Annotated in this window: 29 protein-coding genes and 2 riboswitches; of the genes, 17 read left to right on the top strand and 12 right to left on the bottom strand. The window is 48.4% G+C overall.

All coding sequences use genetic code 11. From position 1 onward, the window contains the following. Nucleotides 1-64 precede the first annotated feature (64 nt). The gene (locus V7723_RS05545; RefSeq protein ID WP_335683445.1) at nt 65-424 is read left to right on the top strand and encodes a PilZ domain-containing protein; all 360 of its coding nucleotides are present in this window, start codon (nt 65-67) and stop codon (nt 422-424) included. Nucleotides 425-486: 62 nt separating this feature from the next. Here the strand turns inward: V7723_RS05545 and V7723_RS05540 are convergent, their stop codons facing one another. Then, the gene (locus V7723_RS05540) at nt 487-1,137 is read right to left on the bottom strand and encodes a hypothetical protein (protein WP_335683444.1); all 651 of its coding nucleotides are present in this window, start codon (nt 1,135-1,137) and stop codon (nt 487-489) included. A gap of 110 nt (nt 1,138-1,247) precedes the next feature. On the opposite strand from V7723_RS05540, the gene V7723_RS05535 reads away from it, so the two are divergent. From V7723_RS05535 to V7723_RS05520, 4 genes are all read left to right on the top strand, one after another. Continuing rightward, entirely contained in the window at nt 1,248-2,339 is a 1,092-nt protein-coding gene (locus V7723_RS05535) for a PA0069 family radical SAM protein (protein WP_335683443.1), read from the top strand. 83 nt (nt 2,340-2,422) lie between these two features. After that, entirely contained in the window at nt 2,423-3,025 is a 603-nt protein-coding gene (locus tag V7723_RS05530) for a ribonuclease HII (RefSeq protein ID WP_335683442.1), read from the top strand. A 106-nt stretch (nt 3,026-3,131) separates the two neighbouring features. Beyond that, the gene (locus tag V7723_RS05525) at nt 3,132-4,217 is read left to right on the top strand and encodes a site-specific DNA-methyltransferase (protein ID WP_335683441.1); all 1,086 of its coding nucleotides are present in this window, start codon (nt 3,132-3,134) and stop codon (nt 4,215-4,217) included. A 25-nt stretch (nt 4,218-4,242) separates the two neighbouring features. Beyond that, nucleotides 4,243-4,659, top strand: coding sequence for an EF-hand domain-containing protein (locus V7723_RS05520; RefSeq protein WP_335683440.1), 417 nt, complete (start codon nt 4,243-4,245; stop codon nt 4,657-4,659). 4 nt (nt 4,660-4,663) lie between these two features. Here V7723_RS05520 and mutY read toward each other — a convergent pair whose 3' ends face one another. Further along, the gene (mutY, locus tag V7723_RS05515) at nt 4,664-5,758 is read right to left on the bottom strand and encodes an A/G-specific adenine glycosylase (RefSeq protein WP_335683439.1); all 1,095 of its coding nucleotides are present in this window, start codon (nt 5,756-5,758) and stop codon (nt 4,664-4,666) included. Between the two features lie 60 nt (nt 5,759-5,818). Between mutY and V7723_RS05510 the strand changes: the two genes are divergently transcribed. The 8 genes from V7723_RS05510 to V7723_RS05475 all read left to right on the top strand — a co-directional run bounded on the left by V7723_RS05510 (nt 5,819) and on the right by V7723_RS05475 (nt 13,146). Further along, nucleotides 5,819-6,313 carry a DUF721 domain-containing protein gene (locus V7723_RS05510; protein ID WP_335683438.1) on the top strand — a complete coding sequence of 165 codons (495 nt, stop codon included), beginning with the start codon at nt 5,819-5,821 and terminating at the stop codon, nt 6,311-6,313. A gap of 97 nt (nt 6,314-6,410) precedes the next feature. Further along, complete coding sequence (locus tag V7723_RS05505) at nt 6,411-7,082, top strand: DsbA family protein (RefSeq protein WP_335683437.1); 672 nt, start codon at nt 6,411-6,413, stop codon at nt 7,080-7,082. A gap of 21 nt (nt 7,083-7,103) precedes the next feature. Continuing rightward, nucleotides 7,104-10,562, top strand: coding sequence for a chromosome segregation protein SMC (gene smc / locus V7723_RS05500; protein WP_335683436.1), 3,459 nt, complete (start codon nt 7,104-7,106; stop codon nt 10,560-10,562). Between the two features lie 159 nt (nt 10,563-10,721). Continuing rightward, nucleotides 10,722-11,039 (top strand): AtpZ/AtpI family protein, encoded by a 318-nt coding sequence (locus V7723_RS05495; protein ID WP_335683435.1) that lies wholly within the window; start codon nt 10,722-10,724, stop codon nt 11,037-11,039. A gap of 61 nt (nt 11,040-11,100) precedes the next feature. Next, nucleotides 11,101-11,838, top strand: a complete 738-nt coding sequence (locus V7723_RS05490) for a F0F1 ATP synthase subunit A (RefSeq protein ID WP_335683434.1) — start codon at nt 11,101-11,103, stop codon at nt 11,836-11,838. A 54-nt stretch (nt 11,839-11,892) separates the two neighbouring features. Further along, nucleotides 11,893-12,117, top strand: coding sequence for a F0F1 ATP synthase subunit C (locus V7723_RS05485; RefSeq protein ID WP_161313699.1), 225 nt, complete (start codon nt 11,893-11,895; stop codon nt 12,115-12,117). A 52-nt stretch (nt 12,118-12,169) separates the two neighbouring features. Then, nucleotides 12,170-12,661, top strand: a complete 492-nt coding sequence (locus tag V7723_RS05480; RefSeq protein WP_335683433.1) for a F0F1 ATP synthase subunit B family protein — start codon at nt 12,170-12,172, stop codon at nt 12,659-12,661. Further along, the gene (locus tag V7723_RS05475; RefSeq protein WP_335683432.1) at nt 12,661-13,146 is read left to right on the top strand and encodes a F0F1 ATP synthase subunit B family protein; all 486 of its coding nucleotides are present in this window, start codon (nt 12,661-12,663) and stop codon (nt 13,144-13,146) included. Before V7723_RS05480 ends, V7723_RS05475 begins: the two co-directional genes overlap by 1 nt. Before the next feature lie 109 nt (nt 13,147-13,255). On the opposite strand, the gene gcvPB is transcribed toward V7723_RS05475, so the two are convergent. From gcvPB to V7723_RS19755, 6 genes are all read right to left on the bottom strand, one after another. Further along, nucleotides 13,256-14,830 (bottom strand): aminomethyl-transferring glycine dehydrogenase subunit GcvPB, encoded by a 1,575-nt coding sequence (gcvPB, locus tag V7723_RS05470; RefSeq protein WP_443024194.1) that lies wholly within the window; start codon nt 14,828-14,830, stop codon nt 13,256-13,258. Beyond that, the gene (gcvPA, locus tag V7723_RS05465) at nt 14,827-16,167 is read right to left on the bottom strand and encodes an aminomethyl-transferring glycine dehydrogenase subunit GcvPA (RefSeq protein ID WP_335683430.1); all 1,341 of its coding nucleotides are present in this window, start codon (nt 16,165-16,167) and stop codon (nt 14,827-14,829) included. The genes gcvPB and gcvPA overlap by 4 nt, the downstream gene beginning before the upstream one ends. Then, nucleotides 16,167-16,541, bottom strand: a complete 375-nt coding sequence (gene gcvH, locus V7723_RS05460) for a glycine cleavage system protein GcvH (RefSeq protein WP_335683429.1) — start codon at nt 16,539-16,541, stop codon at nt 16,167-16,169. The genes gcvPA and gcvH overlap by 1 nt, the downstream gene beginning before the upstream one ends. Before the next feature lie 22 nt (nt 16,542-16,563). After that, a complete protein-coding gene (gcvT, locus tag V7723_RS05455; protein WP_335683428.1) occupies nt 16,564-17,673 on the bottom strand; it encodes a glycine cleavage system aminomethyltransferase GcvT in 1,110 nt (369 codons plus the stop codon). A 65-nt stretch (nt 17,674-17,738) separates the two neighbouring features. After that, nucleotides 17,739-17,844: riboswitch (glycine riboswitch) on the bottom strand. Between the two features lie 3 nt (nt 17,845-17,847). Beyond that, a riboswitch (glycine riboswitch) is annotated at nt 17,848-17,936 on the bottom strand. 98 nt (nt 17,937-18,034) lie between these two features. Beyond that, nucleotides 18,035-18,460 carry a hypothetical protein gene (locus V7723_RS05450; RefSeq protein WP_335683427.1) on the bottom strand — a complete coding sequence of 142 codons (426 nt, stop codon included), beginning with the start codon at nt 18,458-18,460 and terminating at the stop codon, nt 18,035-18,037. A gap of 177 nt (nt 18,461-18,637) precedes the next feature. After that, nucleotides 18,638-18,877 (bottom strand): CDGSH iron-sulfur domain-containing protein, encoded by a 240-nt coding sequence (locus V7723_RS19755; RefSeq protein WP_443024192.1) that lies wholly within the window; start codon nt 18,875-18,877, stop codon nt 18,638-18,640. Nucleotides 18,878-19,042: 165 nt separating this feature from the next. On the opposite strand from V7723_RS19755, the gene ispH reads away from it, so the two are divergent. Both ispH and thrB read left to right on the top strand, forming a co-directional pair. Continuing rightward, complete coding sequence (gene ispH / locus V7723_RS05445; protein ID WP_335683426.1) at nt 19,043-19,990, top strand: 4-hydroxy-3-methylbut-2-enyl diphosphate reductase; 948 nt, start codon at nt 19,043-19,045, stop codon at nt 19,988-19,990. Then, complete coding sequence (gene thrB / locus V7723_RS05440; RefSeq protein WP_335683425.1) at nt 19,991-20,956, top strand: homoserine kinase; 966 nt, start codon at nt 19,991-19,993, stop codon at nt 20,954-20,956. It abuts the gene before it with no gap. Between the two features lie 21 nt (nt 20,957-20,977). Here the strand turns inward: thrB and V7723_RS05435 are convergent, their stop codons facing one another. Next, nucleotides 20,978-21,697, bottom strand: coding sequence for a hypothetical protein (locus tag V7723_RS05435; protein WP_335683424.1), 720 nt, complete (start codon nt 21,695-21,697; stop codon nt 20,978-20,980). 208 nt (nt 21,698-21,905) lie between these two features. Here V7723_RS05435 and rnhA point away from each other — a divergent pair, with 208 nt between their 5' ends. After that, nucleotides 21,906-22,370: a ribonuclease HI gene (gene rnhA, locus V7723_RS05430; protein ID WP_443024193.1), complete on the top strand. Its 465-nt coding sequence runs from the start codon at nt 21,906-21,908 to the stop codon at nt 22,368-22,370. On the opposite strand, the gene V7723_RS05425 is transcribed toward rnhA, so the two are convergent. The 3 genes from V7723_RS05425 to V7723_RS05415 form a co-directional block, all read right to left on the bottom strand. Continuing rightward, entirely contained in the window at nt 22,361-22,825 is a 465-nt protein-coding gene (locus tag V7723_RS05425; RefSeq protein WP_335683422.1) for a tetratricopeptide repeat protein, read from the bottom strand. The two genes, rnhA and V7723_RS05425, sit on opposite strands and share 10 nt — an antisense overlap. 60 nt (nt 22,826-22,885) lie before the next feature. After that, nucleotides 22,886-23,365 carry a peroxiredoxin gene (locus tag V7723_RS05420; protein WP_335683421.1) on the bottom strand — a complete coding sequence of 160 codons (480 nt, stop codon included), beginning with the start codon at nt 23,363-23,365 and terminating at the stop codon, nt 22,886-22,888. A 105-nt stretch (nt 23,366-23,470) separates the two neighbouring features. Beyond that, entirely contained in the window at nt 23,471-24,316 is an 846-nt protein-coding gene (locus V7723_RS05415; RefSeq protein WP_335683420.1) for a protein-disulfide reductase DsbD domain-containing protein, read from the bottom strand. A gap of 133 nt (nt 24,317-24,449) precedes the next feature. Between V7723_RS05415 and V7723_RS05410 the strand changes: the two genes are divergently transcribed. After that, a complete protein-coding gene (locus tag V7723_RS05410; protein ID WP_335683419.1) occupies nt 24,450-25,025 on the top strand; it encodes a YqgE/AlgH family protein in 576 nt (191 codons plus the stop codon). Nucleotides 25,026-25,080 lie beyond the last annotated feature (55 nt).

Below are 25,080 nucleotides of genomic sequence, written 5' to 3'. Positions count from 1 at the left end.
AAATTAATCATTTGCGACTAAATTCTCATAAAGCAACGATCAACGATTTAGATAAAGCAGCTATATGACGAATTTTTTCACGACCGCTAAATACCGCCCCCATAGTCGCAAAGACCATCGGTATGAAATTCCAAAGCTTCATTTGAAAATTGGTGATCAGGATTTCGATACTTACGACTGGAGTTTGGGTGGTTTTCGAATTGATGATTATAGAGGGCGCCCACCCGTCGGTGAGCTGGTGACCATCAATTGCATGGCGTATGCACCGGATACTTCTGCGGATGTTAAAGCCACAGCAACTGTCACCCGGATTTTACTCGGTAGAAACCAAGTCGCATTTGCGTTCAACCAACTGGATGATAAATCCTTTGATTTGCTCGAAGTGGCGAGCATGAGACGACTGTCGAAGCTTGCTGAACGGTAAAACGAAGAAACGACGGCGTCTAAATCAGATCGCCGCCGTTGCACGCTACACACATAAAATAACTATGCTGTTATCCAGTACCCTTCCGGCGTCAGGCAGGAAACACCTGTCTGTGTATTGACCCGTCCACGATAACTGATGGTCTGTCTGTATTCTTTACAAAGATGACCGCTGGAATCTACCCCCTCTTTCGTCACGACGATGGTTCCATGACGGCCATTGTCATACCAACTTACAACCTCGCCAACGGGGGCATCCAAGGCTGAATAGACGGCTTGATGGTGTCGTTCCATTTGTCGATTTGTAAGATTGATGACAAACCGGACTTGGGCGAAGGGCCAGTAAAATCCTCTATAGGGGTAATAGCCGCGATACCGGGGAGCGTAGTATGGCTTCACATATACATATTTCGGTTTATAAAAATGCTTCTTGTAATAAGGGGTTTTATGATGGCCATAATAAACCGGATGGCGCGGCGCATAATATCTTTTTTTCCCAGGAGATTTATATATCGGCTGATGGGTTTTTAATTTCTTGTTGTGGGTATGGGCATTGCCCTGTTTCCAGGAAATTTTTGCTTTAGAGCTCGAAGATTTTCTCTCCTTATAGTTGGTATTTTGGTCCCCATGTGATTTCCCATGCGCCATAACTGCTGGCGTAGCTAGCCCACCGCAAAGTATAGTGACAACCAAATAGATCGCTATTTTTCTCATGTCGGCATCCCTTCAACACTTGTTACTAACTTATGAAACGATATCAGGCATACTATTCCGTCGAAGATATTTGTTCTTGTTTTGTTCTTATATCGTGATAAAATGTCTTCATGTATAATGATCAGGTCATTCCATTCGTAAAAAATCTGAGGCGAGGACGCGGATCGACAGCGAACCCGGATGGGCGCTTTGAAACAACGCAACGCGAGGCTATCTATGATGGATGGACGGATCCGGAAATTACGGGACAGCCACTCAAAACAACAGTAACCATCGAAACCCCGAAATCGATTATCAGCCGCAATAGCTCGCCAGATTTGCCTTTTGACAGATCCATCAATGCCTACAGGGGGTGTGAACATGGGTGCATCTATTGTTTTGCGCGCCCGACCCATTCCTATATGAACTTGTCTCCTGGACTGGATTTTGAAAGCCGATTATTCGCTAAACCGAATGCGGCTGAATTACTGGCGAAGGAAATTTCCAAACCGTCCTATAAATGCCGTCCCATTGCCCTTGGAACCAATACGGATCCGTATCAACCAATTGAGAGGGACTACGGGATTACCCGAGAGATTATCCAGGTGCTATCCGACGCCAGACACCCTTTTACTATCACGACAAAATCTGACCTTGTGCTGCGGGATATTGATCTTCTCGCCCCCCTCGCCCAGGGAAATTTGGTTTCTGTGGGCATATCCGTCACAACGCTTGACCGTCGTTTGGCCCGAACCATGGAACCCAGAGCAAGTGCGCCGGGCAAAAGATTGTCGGCGATACAGGAATTGGCGCGGGCAGGCATTCCAACCCTGGTCCAGATTGCCCCCATTATTCCCGGTCTCAATGATCCGGAACTGGAACATATTATGGAAGAAGCGCATCAAAGAGGCGCGACCAGTGCCATATATTTGCTTTTACGACTTCCGTATGAAGTTTCTGCCCTGTTCCAGCAATGGCTGCAGGAGAATTATCCGGACCGGGCCTCCCGTGTGATGAAGCTTGTGCGGTCAACCCGCGGCGGCAAAGACTATGATGCGGAATTTGGAACCCGCATGATCGGAAAAGGGCCTTATGCGGCGCTGATCAATCATCGCTTCAACCTTGCTTGCCGTCATCTTGGCTTTAGCAGGCAGAAATACGATCTGGCGACTGACCTGTTCAAACGGCCGATGCCCGCAACAAAACAAATGTCTCTCTTTTAACCGACCAGGTCTGCAGATCGATATTTGTGAAAACATGAAAATTCTTTATGCTTTAGCCGTCTTTCATAAATAAATGGCATGTAATGACTTTCCCCGATCTTTCTCTTGAGCAAGCAGAAGCTGGAATAGTAGCGGGCGTCGATGAGGTGGGTCGCGGCCCCTTTGCCGGTCCGGTAGTTGCCGCCGCAGTCATCTTGAATAATGACCATGTTCCGATCGGTATCCACGACAGCAAGAAACTGTCCAAGGCAATCCGCGAAAGACTTTTTACTGAAATCATGGATACAGCTCTCGTCGGGTTCGGCGAATCTACTGTCGAGGAAATTGACGAAATAAATATTCTGCAAGCTAGTTTGCTGGCGATGAGGCGTGCCGTTGCAGACTTAAAAACCAAACCTGATTTCGTTCTCGTGGATGGCAATAAGGATCCGAATTTCGGTATCAAGAGCCGAACAATTATCAAAGGAGATACGATTTCATTGTCAATTGCGGCCGCTTCTATTGTGGCAAAAGTAACACGAGATCGGAAAATGTGCGCCTTGGCTGAAGACTATCCGCACTATGGATGGGAGCGGAATGCCGGTTACGGGACAGCTGAACATCGCAAGGGATTGCGTGAATTCGGCGTGACACCACTACATAGGCGAAGCTTTGCGCCGATCCGCGCTCTTCTTCAATCCCGTTAAGTGAAACTTTAGAACTATTCCATAAGATACTGATTCAACAAATGTATTGACGCGGCGAATCGGTCAAATCAGTATTGTCACAACATAAATGATTTGAATGGTTCTTATGACTGACACAAAAAAGCTGCCGCTGAATAAAATCCTCAAAGGGGATTGCATTGAGTTAATGAACGCGTTGCCCGAAAAATCTGTTGATATGATTTTCGCCGACCCGCCATATAATATGCAATTGTCCGGAGAGCTTCGCCGGCCTGATGACAGCCATGTGGATGCCGTGACCGATCACTGGGATCAGTTCGATAACTTCAAAGCCTATGACGATTTTACACATGATTGGCTAAAGGCGGCGCGCCGGGTTTTGAAAGATAGCGGCACCCTTTGGGTCATTGGATCATACCATAACATTTTCCGGGTTGGGGCAACGTTACAGGATCTCGGGTACTGGATGCTGAATGATGTTATCTGGCGCAAGACCAATCCCATGCCGAATTTCCGCGGCACCCGATTTACCAATGCACATGAGACTCTCATCTGGTGTTCGAAAAGCCAGACATCCCGCAATATGACCTTTAATTATGACGCTTTGAAAGTCATGAATGACGATATTCAGATGCGTTCTGACTGGCACCTGCCCATTTGTAGCGGCGGTGAAAGGCTCAAAATCGACGGTGAAAAAGCCCACACAACGCAGAAACCGGAAGCATTGCTCTACCGGGTCCTGACAGCCGCATCAAACCCGGGCGATATCATCCTGGATCCGTTCTTCGGAACCGGAACAACCGGTGCAGTGGCCAAGAAATTGGGACGGCACTATATCGGCATGGAACGCGAAGACAAATATATTGCTGTTGCGAAAAGCCGCATCAAAAAAGCACAAGCTTTGTCACCGGCGGATTTGGAAGCGACAAGAAGCAAACGCCAAGAACCAAGAATTCCTTTTGGCTCTGTCGTTGAAAGAGGCTTATTATCTGCCGGTCAGGTGCTTTTTGACTCGCGCAAACGATACAAGGCAAAAGTCAGGCCGGATGGCAGTTTAGTTGCCTCAGACGTAACGGGCTCAATTCATAAGGTGGGCGCGCAGCTTCAGGGGGCGAGCACCTGCAATGGTTGGACATTCTGGCATTTTGACGCTGAAGGAAAATCTGTTTCCATAGACGTCCTTCGTCAACAAGTCCGGGCGGAAATGAACTAAAATACAAGCTGGTCGGGAGAAAATCATGATCAAATTGATTTGTGCAGTTATCGTCGGAGCAGTCATTGCGCTCCTGTCAACGAACATGTCCGAAGCTTCCGACGAATCACAGTTTCTCGGTATTGATCGTGACGGCAATCAACTCATTTCCCAGGAAGAGGCCATCAATTACAGGCGTAACCTGTTCAAAGAGTATGACCTTAATCAAGACAATACAGTCAATTTTGAAGAATATGTTCAGGCCAACCGGTTACGTCCGAGTACAGCGGTTGAAAATTCAGATGTTCCTGTGCCTGATGAATATCGCGAAATGGATCTGGATGGAGATACCAATATCTCCATGGATGAATCAGATCAAATGGGCATGAGCCGCTTTAATACGCTTGACGAAGACGGCGATGGTCAGGTGTCTAAAGACGAATTTCAGAGCCCCGGCCTTTAGGCGTTTATAATAAAGTTTTCTGGTCCTGTTGCACGGAATTCGCCACCTTGATCATCAATGTGGGTAACGCATAGTTCGAAAACTCTTCCGGTTTTACCCAAATTGTGTCTGGCATGGTTGCAAACATCTCTTTTGATACGGGCAGCCGCAAGGGCCTGAGATGAAGATGGAAATGCGTAAAAGTGTGCCGAACCAAATCTTTCTCAAAGAAAGATGATTTTGGAGACACGTAGTCAGAGAACCGGGCCAAAGCGGCGTCCGCCGTCACTTCTTCCGTTTGCCAGTGGGTTGACGGAAATTCCATCATACCGCCCAAAAGGCCTTTTTCACCGCGCCGTCTGAGCAAGACATTGCCGTCTTCCGATTCAAACCAGAGAATAAATGCCCGCCGTGTCGGCTTTACTTTTTTCGGCGCCTTGACTGGAAATTGCTCAATGTCCAATTTGCCATAAGAAGCACAAAAACTGGATATGGGACAGACGTCGCATTTCGGACGGCGCGGCGTACAAATCATGGCCCCGATATCCATCAGCGCTTGCGCATAATCCCCTGCACGCCGGGCCGGAGTTAATTTATCAGCCTTTTGGGTTAAGACTTTCTTTGCGCCGGGTAACGGCTCCTCAATGCGATAGACACGCGCCAATATGCGCTCGATATTTCCGTCAACGACCGCCTCCGGTATATCAAAGGCAATGGAAGATATAGCCGCCGCCGTATAGGGCCCGATGCCTGGAAGGCCAAGCAACTCTGCTCTTGAGCGCGGAAAAATGCCGGCGAAATTCTCCTGTACTGCAATTGCGCATTTATGCAGGTTGCGCGCACGCGCATAATAACCCAGTCCGGCCCAGGCAGTCAGAATACCATCGAGCGGGGCGGCCGCCATATGCCCTACTGTCGGCCAGGCATCCAGAAATTTTTCGAAATACGGGCCGACTGTGGCAACGGTTGTTTGCTGTAACATTATTTCGCTCAGCCATACGTGATACGGCTCGGCGCGAACGCCCGGGGTGCTCCGCCAGGGCAGTGTCCGGGCATGTATATCGTACCAAGAAAGCACCTGGTCTGAAAAACTAAGTTGTGGTTGCTTTTGATTGATCATAGTAAGTTTAGGTATATGGCCGAGATTTGACGGACAATCAATAGAGGGAAGAGAGCTAGATTGCGAAAGGTACGAAAAACCGCAGGTCCACGTGCGATCGGAAGCTTCGTTGGAAAGTCCGCCCGGGCGGCTCTTGTAAAACGTGGCTTCGCGCAAGCCGACATCCTGTCAAATTGGGCAACCATTGTCGGCCCTAGTCTCGCAAACCACTCCAGTCCGGAAAAGCTCAATTATTCAGGCAAAACGAATAAGGATGCAACATTGCGGGTTCGGGTTGCTTCTGGCTGGGCTCCGGAATTTACGCATTTTGAACCGTTGATTCTTGAAAGAATAAATAGTTTCTTCGGTTATCGAGCCGTTTTGAAGCTGAAATTAATCCAGGCCCCCATTCTCAGAACAATTGTTCCGAAGAAGTTGCCACCAATCCCATTAACGGAAAAGCAACAGCAATGGATTACGGATACTACCAGCAATGTCGCGGATTCTGAGCTAAAAGAACGGCTGGAGGCCTTGGCCGTCAGCATGCTTGGTTCACGCAACCGTGACCAGTCTTAAGACGTAAAAGGTTGGAATCTGGCCCTAAGCGCCTACAAAATACAAAAATAATCATTATCTAGCAAAAACAGCAAATGAATCGTTTGAGGAATTACCAATGAGAAGATATAATAGCACCACATATAGTATGGATGACCGTAAATTGAACCTGACACGTCGACATTTTGTAGCTGCTGGCAGCGCCCTCCCCATCGTAGCGGCGGCAACGACTGGCCTCTTCTCAGCCTCTACCGCTCAAGCGGCCGAGCCTGCCCTGTTGGAAACTGATCATGTTTTGGGCGATCGTAATGCCCCCATTGTCATAATCGAATACGCGTCCATGACCTGCCCCCATTGTGCACATTTTCATGAAACCGCCTTTCCGGGGTTGAAGGAAAACTATTTTGACACAGGCAAAGCAGCCCTTGCTTTTCGCCATTTCCCTTTTGACCGCTATGCCTTCCAGGCAGCTGTAATGGCCGAATGTGGAGGGCCAGAGAAGTTTTTTGCAATTACAGATATTCTGTTTAAGCGACAGGCTGAATGGACCCGCGCGGAAAATATTACCGAAGCACTCATTAAAATAGGCAAGCAATCTGGCATTAGCCAAAAGAAATTCGAAGCCTGTCTCGCCGACGAGAAATTAGGCGAATCAATTCTGACGCAACGCTTGGTCGGCTCAACTGATTACGGCGTTAATTCGACACCAACGTTATTCATCGAAGGCGAAATATACGAGGATGATCGATCCTTCACCGCGCTGGATGAATTTCTAAAATCTAAAATGTGATGTAATGATTATGGAGCAGCTGTGAAGTTTACACAATTACGACTGTCTGGTTTTAAATCATTTGTGGAACCTACAGAGCTCCTAATCAAGGACGGTCTCACCGGAATTGTCGGCCCGAATGGCTGCGGAAAATCCAACCTTGTTGAGGCCCTGACATGGGTTATGGGGGAAACGTCAGCCCGGAATATGCGGGGCGGCGCGATGGACGACGTCATCTTCGCCGGGACGACCTCTCGTCCAGCCCGCAACGCTGCCGAAGTCACACTCGGCCTCGACAATAACGAACGCAAGGCCCCCGCAAGCTATAACGATTCTGCGGAGCTTGACATAACGCGGCGTATTCGGCGCGAAAGCGGGTCGGATTACCGGATCAACGGGAAAATTGCGCGGGCGCGCGATGTCCAACTCCTGTTTGCAGATTTGGCGACTGGCGCACATTCCACAGCCATCGTCAGTCAGGGGCGCGTTGGCGCCCTTATCAATGCGAAACCAAAAGATCGTCGGCATCTTCTCGAGGAAGCTGCCGGAATCTCAGGTCTTCATTCACGCCGCCACGAGGCAGAACTCAGATTACGGTCGGCCGAAACAAACCTGGAACGGGTGGATGATGTAGCGGAGCAGCTGGAAGGCCAGCTCAATAGCCTCAAGAGGCAAGCGCGGCAAGCAAACCGGTATCGGAATATCTCCGGCCATATTCGTAAAGCTGAAGCCATGCTTCTCTATCGGAAATATAGCCAAGCAACCGAGAGAGCAGCAGACGCCAAATCAAAATTTAATGAAGCCCTTGCAGCCGTCAATGAATTGACGCGTCAGTCTGCCATTGCTGAAACCGCAACACTGAAGGCAAATGAAGCCTTGAAACCACTCCGCGATGCGGAAAGTGCGGCAGCGGCAGCGGTTCACCGGTTGACCCTTGCACGAGAGAACCTTGATGCAGAAGAAGAGCGGGCGAAACAAACCAGGAAGCAACTGGAAGATCGCAAGACGCAAATTTCCAGCGATATGATCCGGGAAAAAAACCTGGAAAAAGATGCTGCAGAAGCCGTCACCAATCTGGAAGAAGAAAAAGCGGTCCTCACTATCGAAAGCGAGAATGATACGCCCTCTATTGAGAAGTTGCAGGAGGAAGTAAATAGGCTTCAAGGTAATGTTCAAAAACTCCAGTCAGAATTTGATAAAAAGACAGAAGCCGCAGCGATCGAAACCGCAGAGAGAAATAGCCTAACCCAGCAAAGTAATGCGGCAGCAGCACAACTCGACCGCCTAACGATGCGCCTCGCGGAATTCGAAAAAGAAAAACTTGTTCTGGAAACCGCATTGAGTGCAATTGGCGACGGACCGCAATCAAATCATGCCTTGAATGAAGGTATCGCAGCGCTGGAGCAACTGACCAAGGAATTTGATGAGGCCGAAGCCGGGCGGCAAATTGCCGATCAATCGGAGCGGCAGCAACGGGATTTCCATAAACAAGCAGAGAATGAAGCCACTCGGCTGGAAGCGGAAGAACAAGCGCTTAAAAATTTGCTGGCAAATACCGAGAACGGTGAGTGGCCCGGCATAATTGAAGGCATGTCCGTTAGCAAAGGGTATGAGAATGCGCTTGGGGCAGCTTTAGGCGACGAATTGGAAGCACCTCTGGATGATGCGGCGTCCGCCTTCTGGAGTGAGAATGCCATTACGCCTGAGCAGACTTTTGCTGCCGAGGTCAAGACATTAGATAAATATGTAACTGGTCCATCAGCTCTGGGTCCCCGGTTATCGCAAATCGGCCTGGTAACAGCAGAACAGGCGCAGAAACTTCAGTCTTCGCTTAAAGCCGGTCAACGACTGGTTTCCAAGGACGGAGATCTGTGGCGCTGGGATGGCTTTATCCGGCGAGCTGGCGCCAAGACTGCCGCGGCTGCACGGCTGGAGCAGCGCAATCGGCTTGAAGAAATTCAGGCTGAACTTTCTCTCAAGCAAAAAGCAGTGGCAGAAACCCTCGTTAAACTCGAGGCGGCTGCGACCAATCTTTCAGCGGCGACAACAGCGGAAAAACAGCTACGGGCGCAACAAAGAGAGCAAGAACAAAGCTTGTCCAAGATGCGAGCACTTCACGCTGAGGAAATCCGCGTCGCAGCAGCGAAGCAATCTCGTCTGGCTTCCTTGGGCGAAAGTGAAAATGACCTTCGTCTTGAAACTGACAGTGTTAAAAAGGCACTCACGGAGCACAAGAGCCTTCTGCAAAAATTGCCAGACACTCAAGACAGCCGCGCCACTGTCGATGAGATTCGCGCCACCCTGCTAAACGCCCGAGAAGAATTGGCGACCCAAAGAAGCGAATCAGATCAAAAGCAACGGGAAGCGGCGGCACGGAGAGACCGCCTAAATACAATCGATCGCGAAATCGCCGGATGGATAGATCGCAATAACAATATGGCCGCTCATTTTGTCCAGCTCGAAATGCGATTTAAGGATACCCATCAGGAACTCCAGGAAATTCAAGACAAACCCGACGAGATTGCGGCGACACGAAATAATCTGATGGATGAGGTCGCACGAGCCGAAGGGGCTCGTACCAGCACCTCCGACAGGCTGGCGGAAGCTGAGTCAATATTGGCCGATTGCGACATAGCCCTACGCAAATGCCAGGAAGCGCTCGCAGCTTGCCGTGAAGAACGTGTCCGCCATCAGTCTGATATGGAACATTCTGCGCAAATCCTCGCTGGACTGTCAGAACAGATCCGCGAGAAGCTTGACTGCGCACCCGACGGAATTCGCGAAGCCGGAGATATCCAACACAATGAGGAAATCCCGCCCGTTGAGATCAGTGAACGCAAGCTTGAACGGTTGAAAAAGGAGCGCGATGGCATGGGCCCCGTCAATTTGCGGGCGGAAATCGAGGCAGATGAAGTAGAGGAGCAGCTGACGACACTGATCAAGGAACGAGAAGATCTGGAAGCTGCTATTGCCAGACTGCGTCAAGGCATTGCCAGCCTCAATAAAGAAGGACGGCAACGGCTCTTGGAAGCTTTTACAAAAGTTGATGAGCATTTCCGGCATCTTTTCAAGCAAGTGTTCGGTGGCGGCGAAGCTCATTTGACATTGACTGAATCCGACGACCCCCTGGCTGCCGGACTGGAAATCATGGCAAGCCCGCCCGGCAAGAAGCTCCAATTAATGTCTTTGCTATCCGGCGGTGAGCAAGCGTTGACAGCGGTTGCATTGCTTTTCGCGGTGTTTTTGACGAATCCTGCACCCATTTGTGTGCTCGATGAGGTGGACGCCCCGCTCGATGACGTTAATGTCGAGCGCCTCTGCCATTTGCTGGAGGGCATTGCCAAGAATTCCGATACCCGCTTCCTTGTGGTTACCCATCACCCCATAACCATGGCCCGCATGGATCGGCTTTTTGGTGTAACCATGGCAGAACGGGGCATTTCTCAACTTCTTTCCGTAGATTTAGAGAAAGCGAAAGAGATAACAGAGAGTGCTGCTTAGCTTAATACTTGCCTATTCTGTGGCCCATAAACAAACAATAAATACAATGTTGAAAAAGCGGCCTGTAAGGTCTTGACACTGGTTAGGTCAGACCGTATGTTTCCCGCGCTTTCTGTAGGGGGAGATCGTGGGTAAAGACCTATCCAAAAGGAGACGGAATTGACCAAAGCGACACCTCCTTCAAAAGAAGAATTTAAGGCTCGGCTTGCGAAAGCGCAAAAACAACAAGAAGAATCTTCTTGGGAAAATGCGGATTTAGAAGTTGAGCGATCCAGTGCGCATGGCCGGGCGTGGCGATTGTCAGTAGAAATTGTTGCGGCGATGGCGTTATGTGGCTGGTTTGGCTGGTTGCTCGACAAATGGTTGGACACAAAGCCTTGGTTGTTGTTGGCGTTTTTGATACTTGGTGCTGGTGTTGGGTTATACAACACGATAAAAGTAGCGAAGCAAATGAACGCCGGTAACTTTGATGAATAGGATACTGCCGGTTTTGGTAAGATCTTGATAGTTTTGAAACAGTAAAAGCGGGAACAGCAAAGTGTCGGCAGATCATAGCCCCCTCGCCCAGTTCGAGATTAAACGGTTGGTTCCGATGGAAATCGGCGGCCTCGACGTTTCTTTCACGAACGCCTCACTTTTCATGGTTGTTGCCATCGCGGCGATTACGTTGTTTCTGACTTTAAGCATGCGCGGTCGGTCAATGGTACCCACCAGAATGCAATCGATGGCAGAGCTCAGCTATGAATTTATTGCCAACATGATCAAAGACAATGTGGGTTCTGAAGGGCGGAAATACTTCCCCTTTATTTTCACGCTCTTCATGTTCGTGCTGTTCTGTAATCTGCTGGGTATGATCCCGTACACCTTTACGGTTACCAGTCAGATCATTGTGACATTTGCCCTTGCTGCTGTGGTGTTTGTCGGCGTTACAATCATTGGAATATTGAAACATGGGTTCAAATTTCTGACATTCTTTGTTCCCAGCGGCGTCCCGTTTGTATTGCTGATTATCTTGGTCCCGATTGAAGTAATCTCCTATTTTGTTCGCCCCATCAGTCTTTCTGTCCGGCTTTTTGCAAATATGCTTGCCGGTCATACGCTTCTGAAAGTGTTTGGCGGATTTGTAGTTGGACTGGGTATCTACCTCGGGTGGTTGCCGCTCGGGTTTATAGTGGTTCTGACAGGCCTGGAATTCCTTGTCGCCTTCTTGCAGGCGTATGTGTTTGCCATCTTGTCATGTCTGTATCTTAATGATGCGCTTCATTTGCATCACTGAGTAATTGTTTATTTTCAACGTTAAAGTTGTTCTTGTTTTAGAAGGAAGAATATCATGGAATTAGAAGCCGCAAAAATGATCGGTGCCGGCCTTGCTACTATCGCCCTCGCAGGTGTGGGTGTTGGAATTGGTAATATCTTTGGCTCATATGTCTCCGGCTCATTGCGCAATCCAGCTGCTGCACCAAAAGTATTTGGTAACGTTTTGCTCGGCTTCGCATTGACAGAAGCTGTTGCACTGTTTGCGTTGGTTATCGCCTTCTTGATCCTGTTCGGTTAATCGACACTTTTTCGTCGATCGATATCTGAACCCCTGGATTTGAGGACCGGTTATGCCGCAACTTACAATAGCAGATTTTCCGCCCCAGCTTATTTGGCTCGCGATTACTTTCGTCGTCTTGTATTTCTTGATGGCAAGAGTGGCTATTCCACGCATTTCTGATGTATTGGAAAACCGTCAAAATCGCATTGCCACTGACTTGGAGGAAGCGAGAAAGCTAAGCGACGATGCAGATAGTGCAAAAGCGGAATACGAAGCCGCTCTTGCCGATGCACGAAGCAAAGCACACGGCATCGTTGCTGAACTGAAAGCCACCATGGCCAAAGAACAGGATGCCAGCAAAGCCGAACTTGATGCAAAACTTGCCGTCAAGGCGAAAGAGGCAGAAGCCGGTATCAATGCCGCAAAAGACGCCGCACTTAGCCATGTTCGGGATATTGCTTCCGAGACTGCAAAAATTGCTGTTTCAAAACTCGTCTCGATCGATGTATCTGATGCAGATGCAAATGCCGCCGTCGCGTCTAGCATGAAGGGAACCGCATAATGTTCCAAGATCCCGCCTTTTGGGTGGCCATTGCCTTCCTTGGTTTCATTGCTCTTATCACATACCTCAAGGTCCCTGCTATGGTGACCAAGCAATTAGATGAGAGAGCTGTCAAAATCAAAGCGGACCTTGACGAAGCACGGAAACTCCGTGAAGACGCCCAGGCTTTGTTCGCCGATTTCCAACGCCGGCAGCGTGAGGCCCTTACTACGGCGGATGAAATCGTCGCACGGGCGAAAGAAGATGCGGAAATTCTCAAGAAAGAAAGCATCGCTGAGCTCGAAGTTTCTCTGAAACGCCGTCAGGAATTAGCTGAATCTAAAATTCGTCAAGCTGAAGAAAAAGCTGTATCTGAGGTCCAGAGCATAGCCGTTGATGTTGCCATCGCGGCTGCATCCAAGCTTATGCAAGATGGTCTCAAGGATCAAAAATCCGATGCGTTAGTTGACCAGTCCATAAAAGATTTGGGATCGCAGCTAAATTAATCGAAACGAATTCGAATATTAACGGCCTCGCTCTTGCGAGGCTTTTTTTATGCGTAAAAAAGCCCCGCTAAAACTAGCGGGGCTTAAGTTTGCAGCATTTCCAGGGAGGTTAGGAGGCTGCAGAAAGAGTTTGAGAATCTTCTTCTGGAATCCAACGTAGGATGGGGTTACGTGCGGCACCCGTTTCATCGAGCCGACGACGGGGTGCGAAAAGAGGCGCCTGCGCAAAATACGCGTCCTCTCCATTATGGGCCTTGTTCAGTAAATGACGCATCGCCCCGATAAACTGGTCAAGAGTCTCACGAGATTCACTTTCCGTCGGTTCAATCAACATTGCGCCATGAACAACCAATGGGAAATACATCGTCATCGGATGATACCCTTCGTCGATCATCGCTTTTGCCAAATCGAGAGTTGTCACGCCAGTATCTTTTAAACTGCTGTCGTCGAACAAAGCTTCATGCATACAGATACCATCAAACGGAGAATGCAGCATGTCATTCAAACCAACACGAATATAGTTGGCATTGAGGACAGCATCTTCGGCTATCTGGCGCAATCCATCTGCACCATGGCTTTGCATATAAGCCAAGGCCCGAATAAACATTCCCATTTGCCCATGGTATGTTTTCATCCGGCCAAAACTCTTTGAGGCTTCTCCTTCAACATGTTCAACAAAATCAAATCCATTCTCTCCATGTGTCACAAACGGTATTGGAGCAAAAGCCGCCAAAGCTTCTGACAAAACAACCGGCCCGGAGCCCGGACCGCCTCCGCCATGAGGCGTTGAGAAGGTTTTATGAAGGTTTATATGCATTGCATCTACGCCAAGATCACCAGGACGTACACGCCCCAAAATGGCATTCAGGTTCGCGCCATCACAATAGAAGTAGGCACCGACTTCATGCACCATATCCGCGATCTTTTTCACATCAGTTTCGAAAAGCCCACAAGTATTTGGATTGGTCAGCATAACACCAGCAACGTCCGGTCCTAACTTCTCGGCGAACGCCTCCATGTCCATCCGGCCATCTTCTCGCGCCGGCACAGACTCAACTTTATACCCGCAGAGCGCCGCGGTCGCTGGGTTCGTACCATGCGCCGATTCAGGAACGAGTATCCGCTTGCGGGCCTCTCCTTTCGCTTCGTGGGCAGCCCGAATGGCCATAACACCACACAGCTCACCATGGGCACCCGCTGCCGGGGACATGGCCACGGCAGGCATTCCCGTGATGGTCTTCAGCCAATGGGCCAGATCATCAATCAGTTCGAGCGCGCCTTGGACAGTACTTACCGGCTGCATCGGGTGAAGATCACCCAATCCGGCTAACCGGGCCACTTTTTCATTAATCCGTGGGTTATGTTTCATTGTACAAGATCCAAGCGGATAGAAACCAGAATCGATAGAGTAATTCTGCCGACTCAACCTCACGAAATGACGAAGTACTTGTGGTTCCGATAAATCAGGAAGTCCGATCGGTTTGTTTCGAGCAGTATTTCCCAATCTGCTTTTCACCTGTTTTGGCTCAGCCATATCAACGCCAAGTCGCCCTGGAACACCTTGTTCGAAGATTAGTGGTGTTTCCAGATCTAATGCCTTGTTACCAGTAAAAGTATCCGTTGCCGAATTATCCTGCTCAGTAGTATTCGGACGTGTCGGTCTGCCTTGATTGTTCAGCATCAGAGAATCTCCTTCAACGCAGAGATGAGTTTTTCTATGTCACTGGCAGCGCAGGTTTCCGTGACAGCGACCAATAGTAAATTATCGACATCGGCATTGGGAAGAAGCCTTGCGACCGGCACGCCTCCCAAAATGCCTTTGTCCGCCAGTTTCTCGACAACATCGCTCGCATTGGCAGACAACCGGAGTGTAAACTCGTTGAAAAAGGTATCATTAATAACTTCCACACCCTCCAACGCATCAAGCAATTCTGCGGCTGCCACTGCTTCACCATGATTAATCTCCGCCAGTTTTGCAAAACCGGTTTCGCCCAGCAAGCTCATATGGACAGTAAATGCCAAGGAGCACAAACCTGCATTCGTACATATATTGCTTGTCGCCTTTTCTCGTCTGATATGTTGCTCCCGAGTGGACAGCGTCAGAACAAATCCACGCTTTCCATCCTGATCGACAGTTTCCCCGCATAACCTGCCGGGCATTTGACGGACATATTTCTGACGCGTTGCCAGCAAACCAACATAAGGTCCGCCAAAAGACAGAGGAACACCGATTGACTGTCCCTCGCCTGCAACAATATCAGCCCCCATTTCACCAGGAGACATCATAGCACCCAAGGAGACAACTTCATTGACGACGACGACAAGCAGAGCGCCCGCGGCGTGGCATTTCTCAGCTAGGGCCGTTAAATCTTGCACCCGGCCAAAAAAGTCCGGGTTCTGCACGACAACACAAGCAATGTCTTTTCCAATATGAGCCTCGAAGTCTTCGGGGCCTTCTAAAACAGGCGAAAGTTCCATCGCTTCAAATTCTGTAAACTGCAAGGTTGTTCGAGTTACATCACGATAATGAGGGTGCAAATTGCCTGACAAAATCGCTTTTTTACGCCGCGTTACGCGGCAGGCCATTAAGACTGATTCAGCACAAGACGTCGCACCATCATACATTGACGCGTTCGCCACTTCCATTCCGGTGATGAGAGCCACCTGCGTTTGGAATTCGAACAAGGCCTGAAGCGTTCCTTGACTAATTTCCGGCTGATAAGGTGTATAAGCCGTTAAAAACTCAGACCGCTGGATAACGTGATCCGCGACGGACGGGACGTGATGTTGATAAGCGCCAGCACCCAAAAAGCACGGGGCTGAATAAGGCGATAGATTCTTACCTGCAAGCGTACGGAAGTTTTTCTCAACATCCATTTCACTGGCATGTAATGGTAAATCCAGCAGTCCATTTAAACGCGCTTCCGCAGGTATATCAACGAAGAGATCATCTACAGAACCAACGCCAATTTCTCCCAGCATTTTTACCCGTTCTTCAGCGGTATGCGGCATATACCTCATCAATCGAGTCCTTCAATATATGTTTTATAGGCGTTTTCATCCATCAGTCCGTCAATTTCCGTCGGATCAGAAACCTCGATTTTTGCGAACCATCCGCCGCCATTTGGATCCTCGTTGACAAGTGTTGGCGCATCCTCCAATTCGCTATTGACGGCGACAACAGTACCGCTCACGGGTGAGTATACTTCCGACGCAGCTTTCACACTTTCAACGACAGCTAATTCGTCTCCCTTGCTTAAATCACTCCCGACTTCCGGGACTTCAACAAAGACGACATCGCCCAACTGCTCCTGTGCATAGTCGCTGACGCCAATCGTCGCCACTTTGCCCTCTAGTAAAATCCATTCGTGATCTTCAGTATATTTAAGTGCCATAATTCCATTACTCCAGTGCTAGTTAATCTCTGTAATATCGTTGTTCGATAAATGGCATTTTGACGACTTTTGCAAGTCGTGCTTTGCCGCGGACAATCAGGTTAATTTCTGTACCAATGGCGGCAAAACCAAGCGGGACATACCCCATAGCTATCGGCATCTGCAACGACGGAGAAAATCCACCCGATGTTACTTCGCCAATAATATTGCCGTCCAAGTCAGCTATTTCAGTATGCTCTCGTGCCGGAGCTCGACCTTCGGGAACGAGGCCAACACGTTTCATTTCCGGTTTGTTGGCGATTTCCGCTTGCATGACAGCCGCACCCGGAAAGCCACCTTCCAGCCGCCGACGTTTGCTAATAGCCCAGATCAGTCCTGCGGAAATAGGCGTCGTGCTTTCGGTCAAATCATGTCCGTATAGACAAAGGCCGGCCTCGAGCCGCAACGAATCCCGGGCTCCGAGTCCCACTGCAGATACACCATCATGGTCCAGCAATTTACGTGTCAATTGAACAGCCTGCTCATTGGGAATGGAAATTTCATAACCGTCCTCCCCCGTGTATCCCGAGCGCGTCACGAAACATGGAACACCGTCAATGTTAATTTCTTGATAGCTCATAAAGGACATAGAGGCGACTTCTGGCGCCATACTGGATAATATTTCTGCGGCTTTGGGTCCTTGAAGAGCAATGAGCGCTCGATCTTTCAGTTCCGTCACGGTGGCTTTCCCGGCGAGACCGTCTGTTAACAACTTGATGTCTTGCTCTTTACAGGCCGCATTTACCACAACGAAAAGATCATGCTCTCGCCGAGTGACGATGAGGTCATCAAGTATGCCGCCTTCTTCATTCGTCAAGAAGCTATAGCGCATATCGCCGGCCCCTAATGCCTGAATATCTCCAGGAATCAAGGCTTCGAGTGCGGCAGCTGGATTTTCGCCCGTAATGACCACTTGCCCCATATGAGAGACATCAAACAGGCCCGCAGATTCTCGAGTCGCAAGATGTTCTTTCAATATACCGTCAGGATATTGGACCGGCATATCATAACCAGCAAACGGGACCATTTTGGCGCCGAGTTCCACATGTAAATCGTAAAGGATTGTTTTTTCAGTCGCCGAAGTATCACTCATAATTCAATCTCAGTTCAGGTCAAGGGTTGCTACGCACCGGCATTTCCTATGCTGGCAGCAGCCCCCTCTGTCCTATAACCTGAGAGATTTGACGAAAGACGACTAACATTTGTAGTGCCGTCCTACGCTTACCCCTTCGGTGAAACCGCAACCGCGATTTGCTTTCCAGAGTTTCATCCCCCTGCGGTCCGGTTGCCTGAGAGTTTCCGGGGTGGTTGCTCCTTCGGCGACAGTTTATGCACTGTCTCTCCCGCTGGGATCGTCTGAATGTATCAAGGATAATAGAGATCGAATACTAAGAGTCAACTACCTTGAAATTCGCCTTTAAATAACCGGTGGCGTTATATCTTTCCGGAGAAAGTCAGTTGACTGACGACCTCTGCTTCAACTTCAGTTGCTCTTCCGTAAGCTGGAACCCCAGGATAATAACATAATCACCGCCCGTTTTAATTCCCGTAAGCGGAATCCGTTGCTCCATTTCTTCCTGGACCGCGCCCCGTCGCTTACCTTCTGCTATCTCAATAGGACTGTAGAAAATTTCCTTTGCAATGATTTCTCCTGTTTTTTCTGCAATTGCGATAAAGAACGGAAACTCTTCGATCTGGCTTTCCGCTGCGGGCCCCTTGATTGCGCCTATCCGCAGGATGAGCTCCACGACAACAGCGGTTTCATCATCTACATACTGACAAAGACCGCTCACCGGCGCTAAAACGCCTTCAAAACGAACATCTACCAGGTCGCGCCCCTCACCTTCTCGGAAAATCGTTATGCTATCTGTACCAGGCAAGACCTCCAATCGGGGGCACGGTAAAGGAGGTTTCGACTTGCCGAAAACATCAAAGACACTGGTCTCAACCGACCCGCTGCATGAAATTATAGAAAGAGACATGACTGAAATAATTAGCCATCGACATTTTCGGAAAATTTTGAGCATGAAAAAATATGTCACCAAGAAAGATCTTCACTAAATTTTGTTGTGGGTACCATCGCAAAGCGGATTTGATCCACTCTTTTTACAGCCGCAAAAATATATGGTTTTTGCCGTGTCAGATGAAAAGGGAAAAGGCTTAAAATCAGTCGTGCTGTGGGATCCATCGCAAAATGGTTGCTTGGTACTTAGTCCGCATGAGCACCAAAAGTACTTTTTTCCCTCTTCCACATCAACTTTAAAAGGGGCCTTTTGCGCTATCTTCGGCTCGGTCATAATAAAATTCCTCGTCCCAAACTGGCATTCTGCCTTAAACTATTGTAATACTCCGGCAAATCTAAGATGTACCGTTGTATTTAGCAAGCGACGGTATTTAAGTAATTGTCTACTTGATCAGCTCCGACACCTTTTGAACCAAGTAGTAAAAGCAGAGAGCACCTTATGGAACGAGCTAAACGAACTTTACTACTCGCTGCCCCAAGGGGCTTTTGCGCGGGGGTCGATCGTGCCATTCAGATTGTCGAGCGTGCTTTGGAAAAATACGGCGCGCCTGTTTATGTACGGCATGAAATTGTTCATAATCGTTTCGTCGTCGAGAGCTTGGAGCACAAAGGGGCTGTTTTTGTAGATGAACTCTCAGATGTTCCCAAAGACGTCCCGGTCATTTTTTCTGCACATGGTGTCGCAAAATCTGTCCCGCAAGAGGCTGAAGGCCGCCAAATGTTCTATATCGATGCGACGTGCCCGTTAGTGAGCAAAGTCCACCGTGAGGCAGAACGTCATGAAAAAGATAATCTAGAAGTAATATTGATTGGTCATCGCGGCCATCCAGAAGTCATCGGCACAATGGGCCAATTGAAAGAAGGCAAAATTACCCTGGTAGAAACCGCTGAAGAAGCTGCGGCTTTCACGCCAAGGCAAAAAGATAAAGGGTTGGCATATCTGACACAAACGACGCTTTCCGTAGATGAAACCAAAGATATTGTCGATATATTGAAAGCCCGATTTCCGGAAATTCAGAGCCCTAAAAAAGAAGATATCTGTTACGCGACGACAAACAGACAAGCGGCAGTAAAAGTGCTTGCCCAAAAATGTGATGGCTTGCTCGTTATCGGTGCACCGAATTCTTCAAATTCCATGCGGCTTGTTGAAGTCGGCCAAAAATCTGGCTGTTCGACAGTTGCTCTTGTCCAAAGAGCGACCGATATTCCTTGGAACAAACTGGTGGACTGTGAAACCGTTGGAATTACCGCAGGCGCGTCCGCACCGGAAACGCTTGTTGAAGAAGTCGTCGCCGCTTTCGCTGAGCGATACACCATTCAGGTGGAAGAAATAGTGACGCAAAAAGAACAAGTCGTTTTTAAAATGCCACGCGTTCTGGAGAACTAAATGGCGGTCTATACTGAAATTTCCGATGAAGATTTGGACGGTTTGCTCGATCAATATGATATTGGTCAAGCTTTGTCTTGCAAGGGAATTGCTGAAGGCGTGGAAAACTCGAATTACCTGCTGCATACGGAAAAAGGCTTCTATATCCTGACTTTATATGAAAAGCGGGTTCATAAGGAAGATCTACCGTTTTTTCTTGGTCTTATGCAACATTTGGCCTCAAGTGGTTTTATGTCCCCAAAGCCCATCCAGGCGAAAAATGGAGAATTCCTACAAGAGGCCGCGGACCGACCTGCCGCAATCATTGAATTTCTTGATGGTCGTTCCGTCAAGCGAGCCTCCCCACAACATTGCGGACTGTTAGGCTCTGCCTTAGCGCAATTGCATACAGCTGGTAGTGATTTTAAGCTTTCACGTAAAAATACGCTTTCGATAGAAAGTTGGCGGCCGTTATTTGACGGCTGCCAATCCGAAAATCCGGTTGAACTAACACCACAATTACTTTTAGAAATAGAATGCGAACTGCAATATCTTGAAGAAAATTGGCCGTCAGATCTTCCGAGCGGCGTTATTCACGCTGATTTGTTTCCTGACAATATCTTCTTTCTCAATGACAATGTCAGCGGTGTCATTGACTACTACTTCGCCTGTAATGATTTTTTCGCTTTCGATCTTGCCATCTGCCTGAACGCCTGGTGTTTTGAAACTGACGGCAGTTTCAATATTACTAAGGCCCGTAAACTGCTCAATGGCTATCGATCTATCCGCCCGTTCTCCAAAGAAGAACTAAGTTACCTACCGCTTCTATGCCGCGGTGCCTCGATCCGTTTTTTCCTGACACGTTTATATGATTGGCTGAACCAAGTGGATGGCGCGTTGGTGAAACCAAAAGATCCTTTTGAATATTTGAAGAAATCTCAGTTTCACAGACTGGTAAAGACGGTTTCAGCCTACGGTTTGGATTAGTAATTTTCCAGGTGACAAGACTCAGTCAAAAAGTGAATCGATTTCATCTTGCGAAATCTCGTGCCCCTCGGGCCGTGGACCATTAAGTTCTATATCATCATCGAGTTGCACTGCCTGCTTGACGATGTCAACTTCTTCCAGTTCGCCTTCCCCGCCAAGAATGCCGATCATGGCGCCGACCCGTTCTTCAACAAAGGCCAGAGTACCAACAACTTTAGAAATACGCTGTCCTGTGATGTCCTGGAAACTACAGGCTTCGTATATTTTCAAAATTGCGCCATTAATGCCTTCAACGATTTCCGCTTCTTCCGGTGTACTCGCGTTCACCTCCAGGCTTTCGTTTTTATTCTCAATGGTTTCAACCGCCTCAAGGATAGAATTTGTTGCAGTTTCCGTATCAATTACAACGGCGCCCAATTGATCAGACATCGCATTCAACTTCTGGCCGGAAGCTGAGGATTGAAGGGAGGCAATTTCTCGCTTCGTCTCCAAAATTACTTCGGACAGCTGTTGTAGCTCCTGTCGTAAATTAACAAATTCACCTATTTCCATAGAGCCATCTTCCGCCGGAGCCTCCTCAACATACTCTTCTTCTGCACCGAGCTGTTTTCGAAACGCCTTGATTTCCGCCATAATTTCTTCGTAATGATGCGCGCTCAGCCCTCCTTCAGAAACAGTTGGGATTGGTTGGTTTCCGTTGGAAAATTGTTTTATTTCTGCAGAGAATTTTTTCTTTTGCATCCGTTTTACTCAAACCTCACAAATCGATTAGAAATTATTATGTGTCGCACTTGTCAGGCCACTATTGACGAAAGGAACTAATTTTCAGTTAAACATATATATATAGTTCAAGAATTGCCGCGCCGGAAAAGGCATGCTATTAGCCGACACGGGCATTCAGACAAAATCTTCCATCCTTCTTCAAGTCGCTATTTCCAAAGGAATTATTATGAGTAACGATGCTGTTATAATTTACACCGATGGCGCGTGCTCAGGAAATCCGGGGCCCGGTGGCTGGGGGGCCCTTTTAACCCACAAGGACAGATCCAAAGAATTATGCGGCGGTGAAACAGAAACCACCAATAACCGAATGGAGCTTATGGCCGCCATTCAGGCGTTAAATTCACTTAAGAATAGCTCAAATGTCGAACTCCATACGGATAGTACGTATGTGAAGGATGGAATCACGAAATGGATGACCAATTGGAAACGCAACGGCTGGAAAACGGCGGCTAAGAAACCTGTCAAGAACAAGGATCTCTGGCTCCTGCTGGATGACGCCATTGGCCGCCATGAAATTGTCTGGAAATGGGTCAAAGGTCATGCGGGTAACCCCGGAAACGAGAAGGCGGATCAGCTCGCGAACACAGGGATGGAAAAGTTCAAGCCCTCGGGCAGCAGAGGTTACTTATAACCCGCAAGCCGTTTATCTATGAACTGCAGATCCTCAGACCCAAGTTGCGTAATAAGGCTCTCTTTACGGACAAGAGCCCATTCGCGCCCCTGACGTGCGGCAAGGCTATACCATATTACTGCTTCCTTTAAATCAGTATCTACGCCATGGCCATATTCGTAGAAAGTACCCAGGTTAAGCTGGGCTGTAGCATCTCCGCTTTTCGCGGCTTTTTGGTAAAATTCGAACGCCTTTGAATAATTCTGCGCCACCCCTTCGCCACGTTCAAGAAAACTGGCATAGGCAACCTGACAACGGGTTTCCCCTTCGTTAGCGCATCGCTTGAAATGAGTGAGAGCCCCGATAGAATCCCCGCTATCCAAGATACGGACGCCTTCGTGGAAATCATTCGGTTGGGCGTAACTGATAGAGCCGAGAGGCATCATGAGGAAGAACAAACAAATGAAGTATTTCATATTCTGCTCCGTTAAATAAAAAAGGGGAAAGTTATACCCTTCCCCCTTTGAAAGTGTCTTTTAAAGCTGACCGAGCAAAGTTTCTGCATCAGAAACTTCAAATCCACCAGTTTCTTCCAGATTGAGCTGCGTTACAGTGCCGTCATCGACAACCATGGAGTAACGGCGCGACCGAATTCCAAGGCCAGCACCAGAGGCGTCAAACTCGACATTCATTGCTTTCGTAAAGGCGGCATCGGGATCAGCAACCATCTTGACACTTCCCGCATTATGATCTTTACCCCATGCACCCATAACAAAAGGATCATTAACAGAAAGGCAAACGATCTCATCAACACCCTTGCCGGACAGGTTCGACGCATTATCGACAAATCCGGGAAGATGTTTGGCGGAACAAGTTGGTGTATAGGCACCAGGAACCGCAAACAATGCCACTTTCTTTCCACCGAATAAATCAGCTACGGACATTTTAGTCGGTCCTGTTTCGGTCATCATCATCAAATCGACATTTGGAAGTTTATCGCCAACTTGTATCGTCATATCTACATTCCTATGATTGGTTTTCAAGATTAGAAAAATTAAGTGCCTATAACATAATCATGTGGGCAGAAATAAAAAGCCTTCAATTCAATATCAGCCACTTCTCTAATTTATAGCCAACATACCTTCACTGGCAAAATCCTGATCAAACACTGTTACCGTGACCGTTTGACCTTTCAGGTGGTCTTTTTTCGTCGGAAAATCCGCCTCAACGTCAAAAATCGCGGAGCGCCCATCCGAGGAAATACGGCTGGAAAGGACAGCGAAAAAAACACCTTCTTTTCCTTCCAGCGCTATTTTCGGATCCTTGAAAGTGCCATTGGCCACAGCAGTTACGGAAAATTGCGTTTCTCCGGTCAACTTGGCGGTAACCAGTGAGATGGTTGAAAGATCATCTCCAACTGTATGGGGGATAAGATCGACAAATTCTTCAATAATCGGTGCTTGCAACGAAAGTTCACCAGTATCCGCCGGCAGGCTCAGAGAAAATTCATGTTGATAGGGAATACAAACTTGCTCGCAAATGCCATAGAAAAGTTTAAGCTTCAAGTCGAGGGGCTGGGACGAATCTTCGATATCTACTGTAATCGGATACACGACTTCATCATGATAACCCCAGGTCGTCAGGCCAAAAACGTCAAACTGTTCCGGCGCCGGCCAATGGATGGTGCTTTGCTTAAAATTCATCGATCCAGACCAATCAAATTGAGGCGGGATCCCGGCGTCCCCTGGGCTGCGCCAATAGATTTTCCAGCCCTTCTGTAACTGAACCTGCAACCCGATACGAATGGATTCATGGCCTTTGACCCCGTCTACTTCAGAAATCAATCGGATCTTCGACTGTTCTGTCTCTTCCCAGTCAGTGGCTGATCCCGCCCGTGCCGTGTGTGTGGCAAAAGCAAAAAAAGCCAACAGATATAAAGGACTTTGAAAAAGTATCGCTGATTTCATCAATTTATGCTCGCCGCTAAAAAAAAGACATTTTCATTCTATATAAAGCAATATTAAGAGATTATGTGTCACAATCTCATCAACAATAGTTCAACTTGTGGGAATTCCTGTAAAGCGGGTGTATATTTAGAGTATGACAGAAGAATCCATAGAAACAGGATATTTGGATGGAAAATTGTTGGTTGCCATGCCAACCATGTCTGATCCTCGCTTCGAGCGAGCGGTCATTCTGCTCTGTGCGCATTCGGAATCAGGCGCCATGGGCATTCTCCTAAACAAGACCCTGGATGCCCTTTCTTTCGCGGAGCTGCTGGAACAGCTCGATATTCCGGAAGTTGGCGACGCCAGCCAAATCAAAGTTCATTTTGGCGGCCCCGTTGATACGGAACGCGGGTTTGTCGTTCATTCAACAGATTTGCTTCATGAAACGACATTGGTTATCGGTGAGGACATGGCCCTCACCGCGACCATTGATATGCTAAAATCCATTGCCAAAGGCACCGGACCGGACAACAGCTTTCTGGCGCTTGGCTACGCGGGGTGGGGCCCTGGGCAGTTGGAACAGGAAATTCAGCAAAATGGTTGGCTTGTTGTTTCCTCTGACAGGGACATTGTATTTGGGGCTGCGTTAGACCAGAAATGGCAGGCCGCCGTCACCAAACTTGGCGTCGATCCGGCGTTGCTCTCCGGAGATATCGGACACGCGTAATTCACGTCCGCGTTGGTGCGATCGTATCCCCGTTCAAAAAAGCGTAGAGTAAATG

This window comes from Sneathiella sp. (assembly GCF_036960985.1).
In the GTDB taxonomy this organism is placed as follows: Bacteria; Pseudomonadota; Alphaproteobacteria; order Sneathiellales; family Sneathiellaceae; genus Sneathiella.
Note: the sequence above shows the minus strand (reverse complement) of the source record. Positions and strands in the feature narration are given on the sequence as shown.

What these genes read in the sequence shown, in the direction of transcription:
- V7723_RS05545 (WP_335683445.1), top strand. Translation starts at nt 65, where the DNA reads ATGACGAATTTTTTCACGACCGCTAAATACCGCCCCCATAGTCGCAAA.
- V7723_RS05540 (WP_335683444.1), bottom strand. Translation starts at nt 1,137, where the DNA reads ATGAGAAAAATAGCGATCTATTTGGTTGTCACTATACTTTGCGGTGGG.
- V7723_RS05535 (WP_335683443.1), top strand. Translation starts at nt 1,248, where the DNA reads ATGTATAATGATCAGGTCATTCCATTCGTAAAAAATCTGAGGCGAGGA.
- V7723_RS05530 (WP_335683442.1), top strand. Translation starts at nt 2,423, where the DNA reads ATGACTTTCCCCGATCTTTCTCTTGAGCAAGCAGAAGCTGGAATAGTA.
- V7723_RS05525 (WP_335683441.1), top strand. Translation starts at nt 3,132, where the DNA reads ATGACTGACACAAAAAAGCTGCCGCTGAATAAAATCCTCAAAGGGGAT.
- V7723_RS05520 (WP_335683440.1), top strand. Translation starts at nt 4,243, where the DNA reads ATGATCAAATTGATTTGTGCAGTTATCGTCGGAGCAGTCATTGCGCTC.
- mutY (WP_335683439.1), bottom strand. Translation starts at nt 5,758, where the DNA reads ATGATCAATCAAAAGCAACCACAACTTAGTTTTTCAGACCAGGTGCTT.
- V7723_RS05505 (WP_335683437.1), top strand. Translation starts at nt 6,411, where the DNA reads ATGAGAAGATATAATAGCACCACATATAGTATGGATGACCGTAAATTG.
- V7723_RS05485 (WP_161313699.1), top strand. Translation starts at nt 11,893, where the DNA reads ATGGAATTAGAAGCCGCAAAAATGATCGGTGCCGGCCTTGCTACTATC.
- V7723_RS05480 (WP_335683433.1), top strand. Translation starts at nt 12,170, where the DNA reads ATGCCGCAACTTACAATAGCAGATTTTCCGCCCCAGCTTATTTGGCTC.
- V7723_RS05475 (WP_335683432.1), top strand. Translation starts at nt 12,661, where the DNA reads ATGTTCCAAGATCCCGCCTTTTGGGTGGCCATTGCCTTCCTTGGTTTC.
- gcvPA (WP_335683430.1), bottom strand. Translation starts at nt 16,167, where the DNA reads ATGAGGTATATGCCGCATACCGCTGAAGAACGGGTAAAAATGCTGGGA.
- gcvH (WP_335683429.1), bottom strand. Translation starts at nt 16,541, where the DNA reads ATGGCACTTAAATATACTGAAGATCACGAATGGATTTTACTAGAGGGC.
- gcvT (WP_335683428.1), bottom strand. Translation starts at nt 17,673, where the DNA reads ATGAGTGATACTTCGGCGACTGAAAAAACAATCCTTTACGATTTACAT.
- V7723_RS19755 (WP_443024192.1), bottom strand. Translation starts at nt 18,877, where the DNA reads ATGACCGAGCCGAAGATAGCGCAAAAGGCCCCTTTTAAAGTTGATGTG.
- ispH (WP_335683426.1), top strand. Translation starts at nt 19,043, where the DNA reads ATGGAACGAGCTAAACGAACTTTACTACTCGCTGCCCCAAGGGGCTTT.
- thrB (WP_335683425.1), top strand. Translation starts at nt 19,991, where the DNA reads ATGGCGGTCTATACTGAAATTTCCGATGAAGATTTGGACGGTTTGCTC.
- V7723_RS05435 (WP_335683424.1), bottom strand. Translation starts at nt 21,697, where the DNA reads ATGCAAAAGAAAAAATTCTCTGCAGAAATAAAACAATTTTCCAACGGA.
- rnhA (WP_443024193.1), top strand. Translation starts at nt 21,906, where the DNA reads ATGAGTAACGATGCTGTTATAATTTACACCGATGGCGCGTGCTCAGGA.
- V7723_RS05425 (WP_335683422.1), bottom strand. Translation starts at nt 22,825, where the DNA reads ATGAAATACTTCATTTGTTTGTTCTTCCTCATGATGCCTCTCGGCTCT.
- V7723_RS05420 (WP_335683421.1), bottom strand. Translation starts at nt 23,365, where the DNA reads ATGACGATACAAGTTGGCGATAAACTTCCAAATGTCGATTTGATGATG.
- V7723_RS05415 (WP_335683420.1), bottom strand. Translation starts at nt 24,316, where the DNA reads ATGAAATCAGCGATACTTTTTCAAAGTCCTTTATATCTGTTGGCTTTT.
- V7723_RS05410 (WP_335683419.1), top strand. Translation starts at nt 24,450, where the DNA reads ATGACAGAAGAATCCATAGAAACAGGATATTTGGATGGAAAATTGTTG.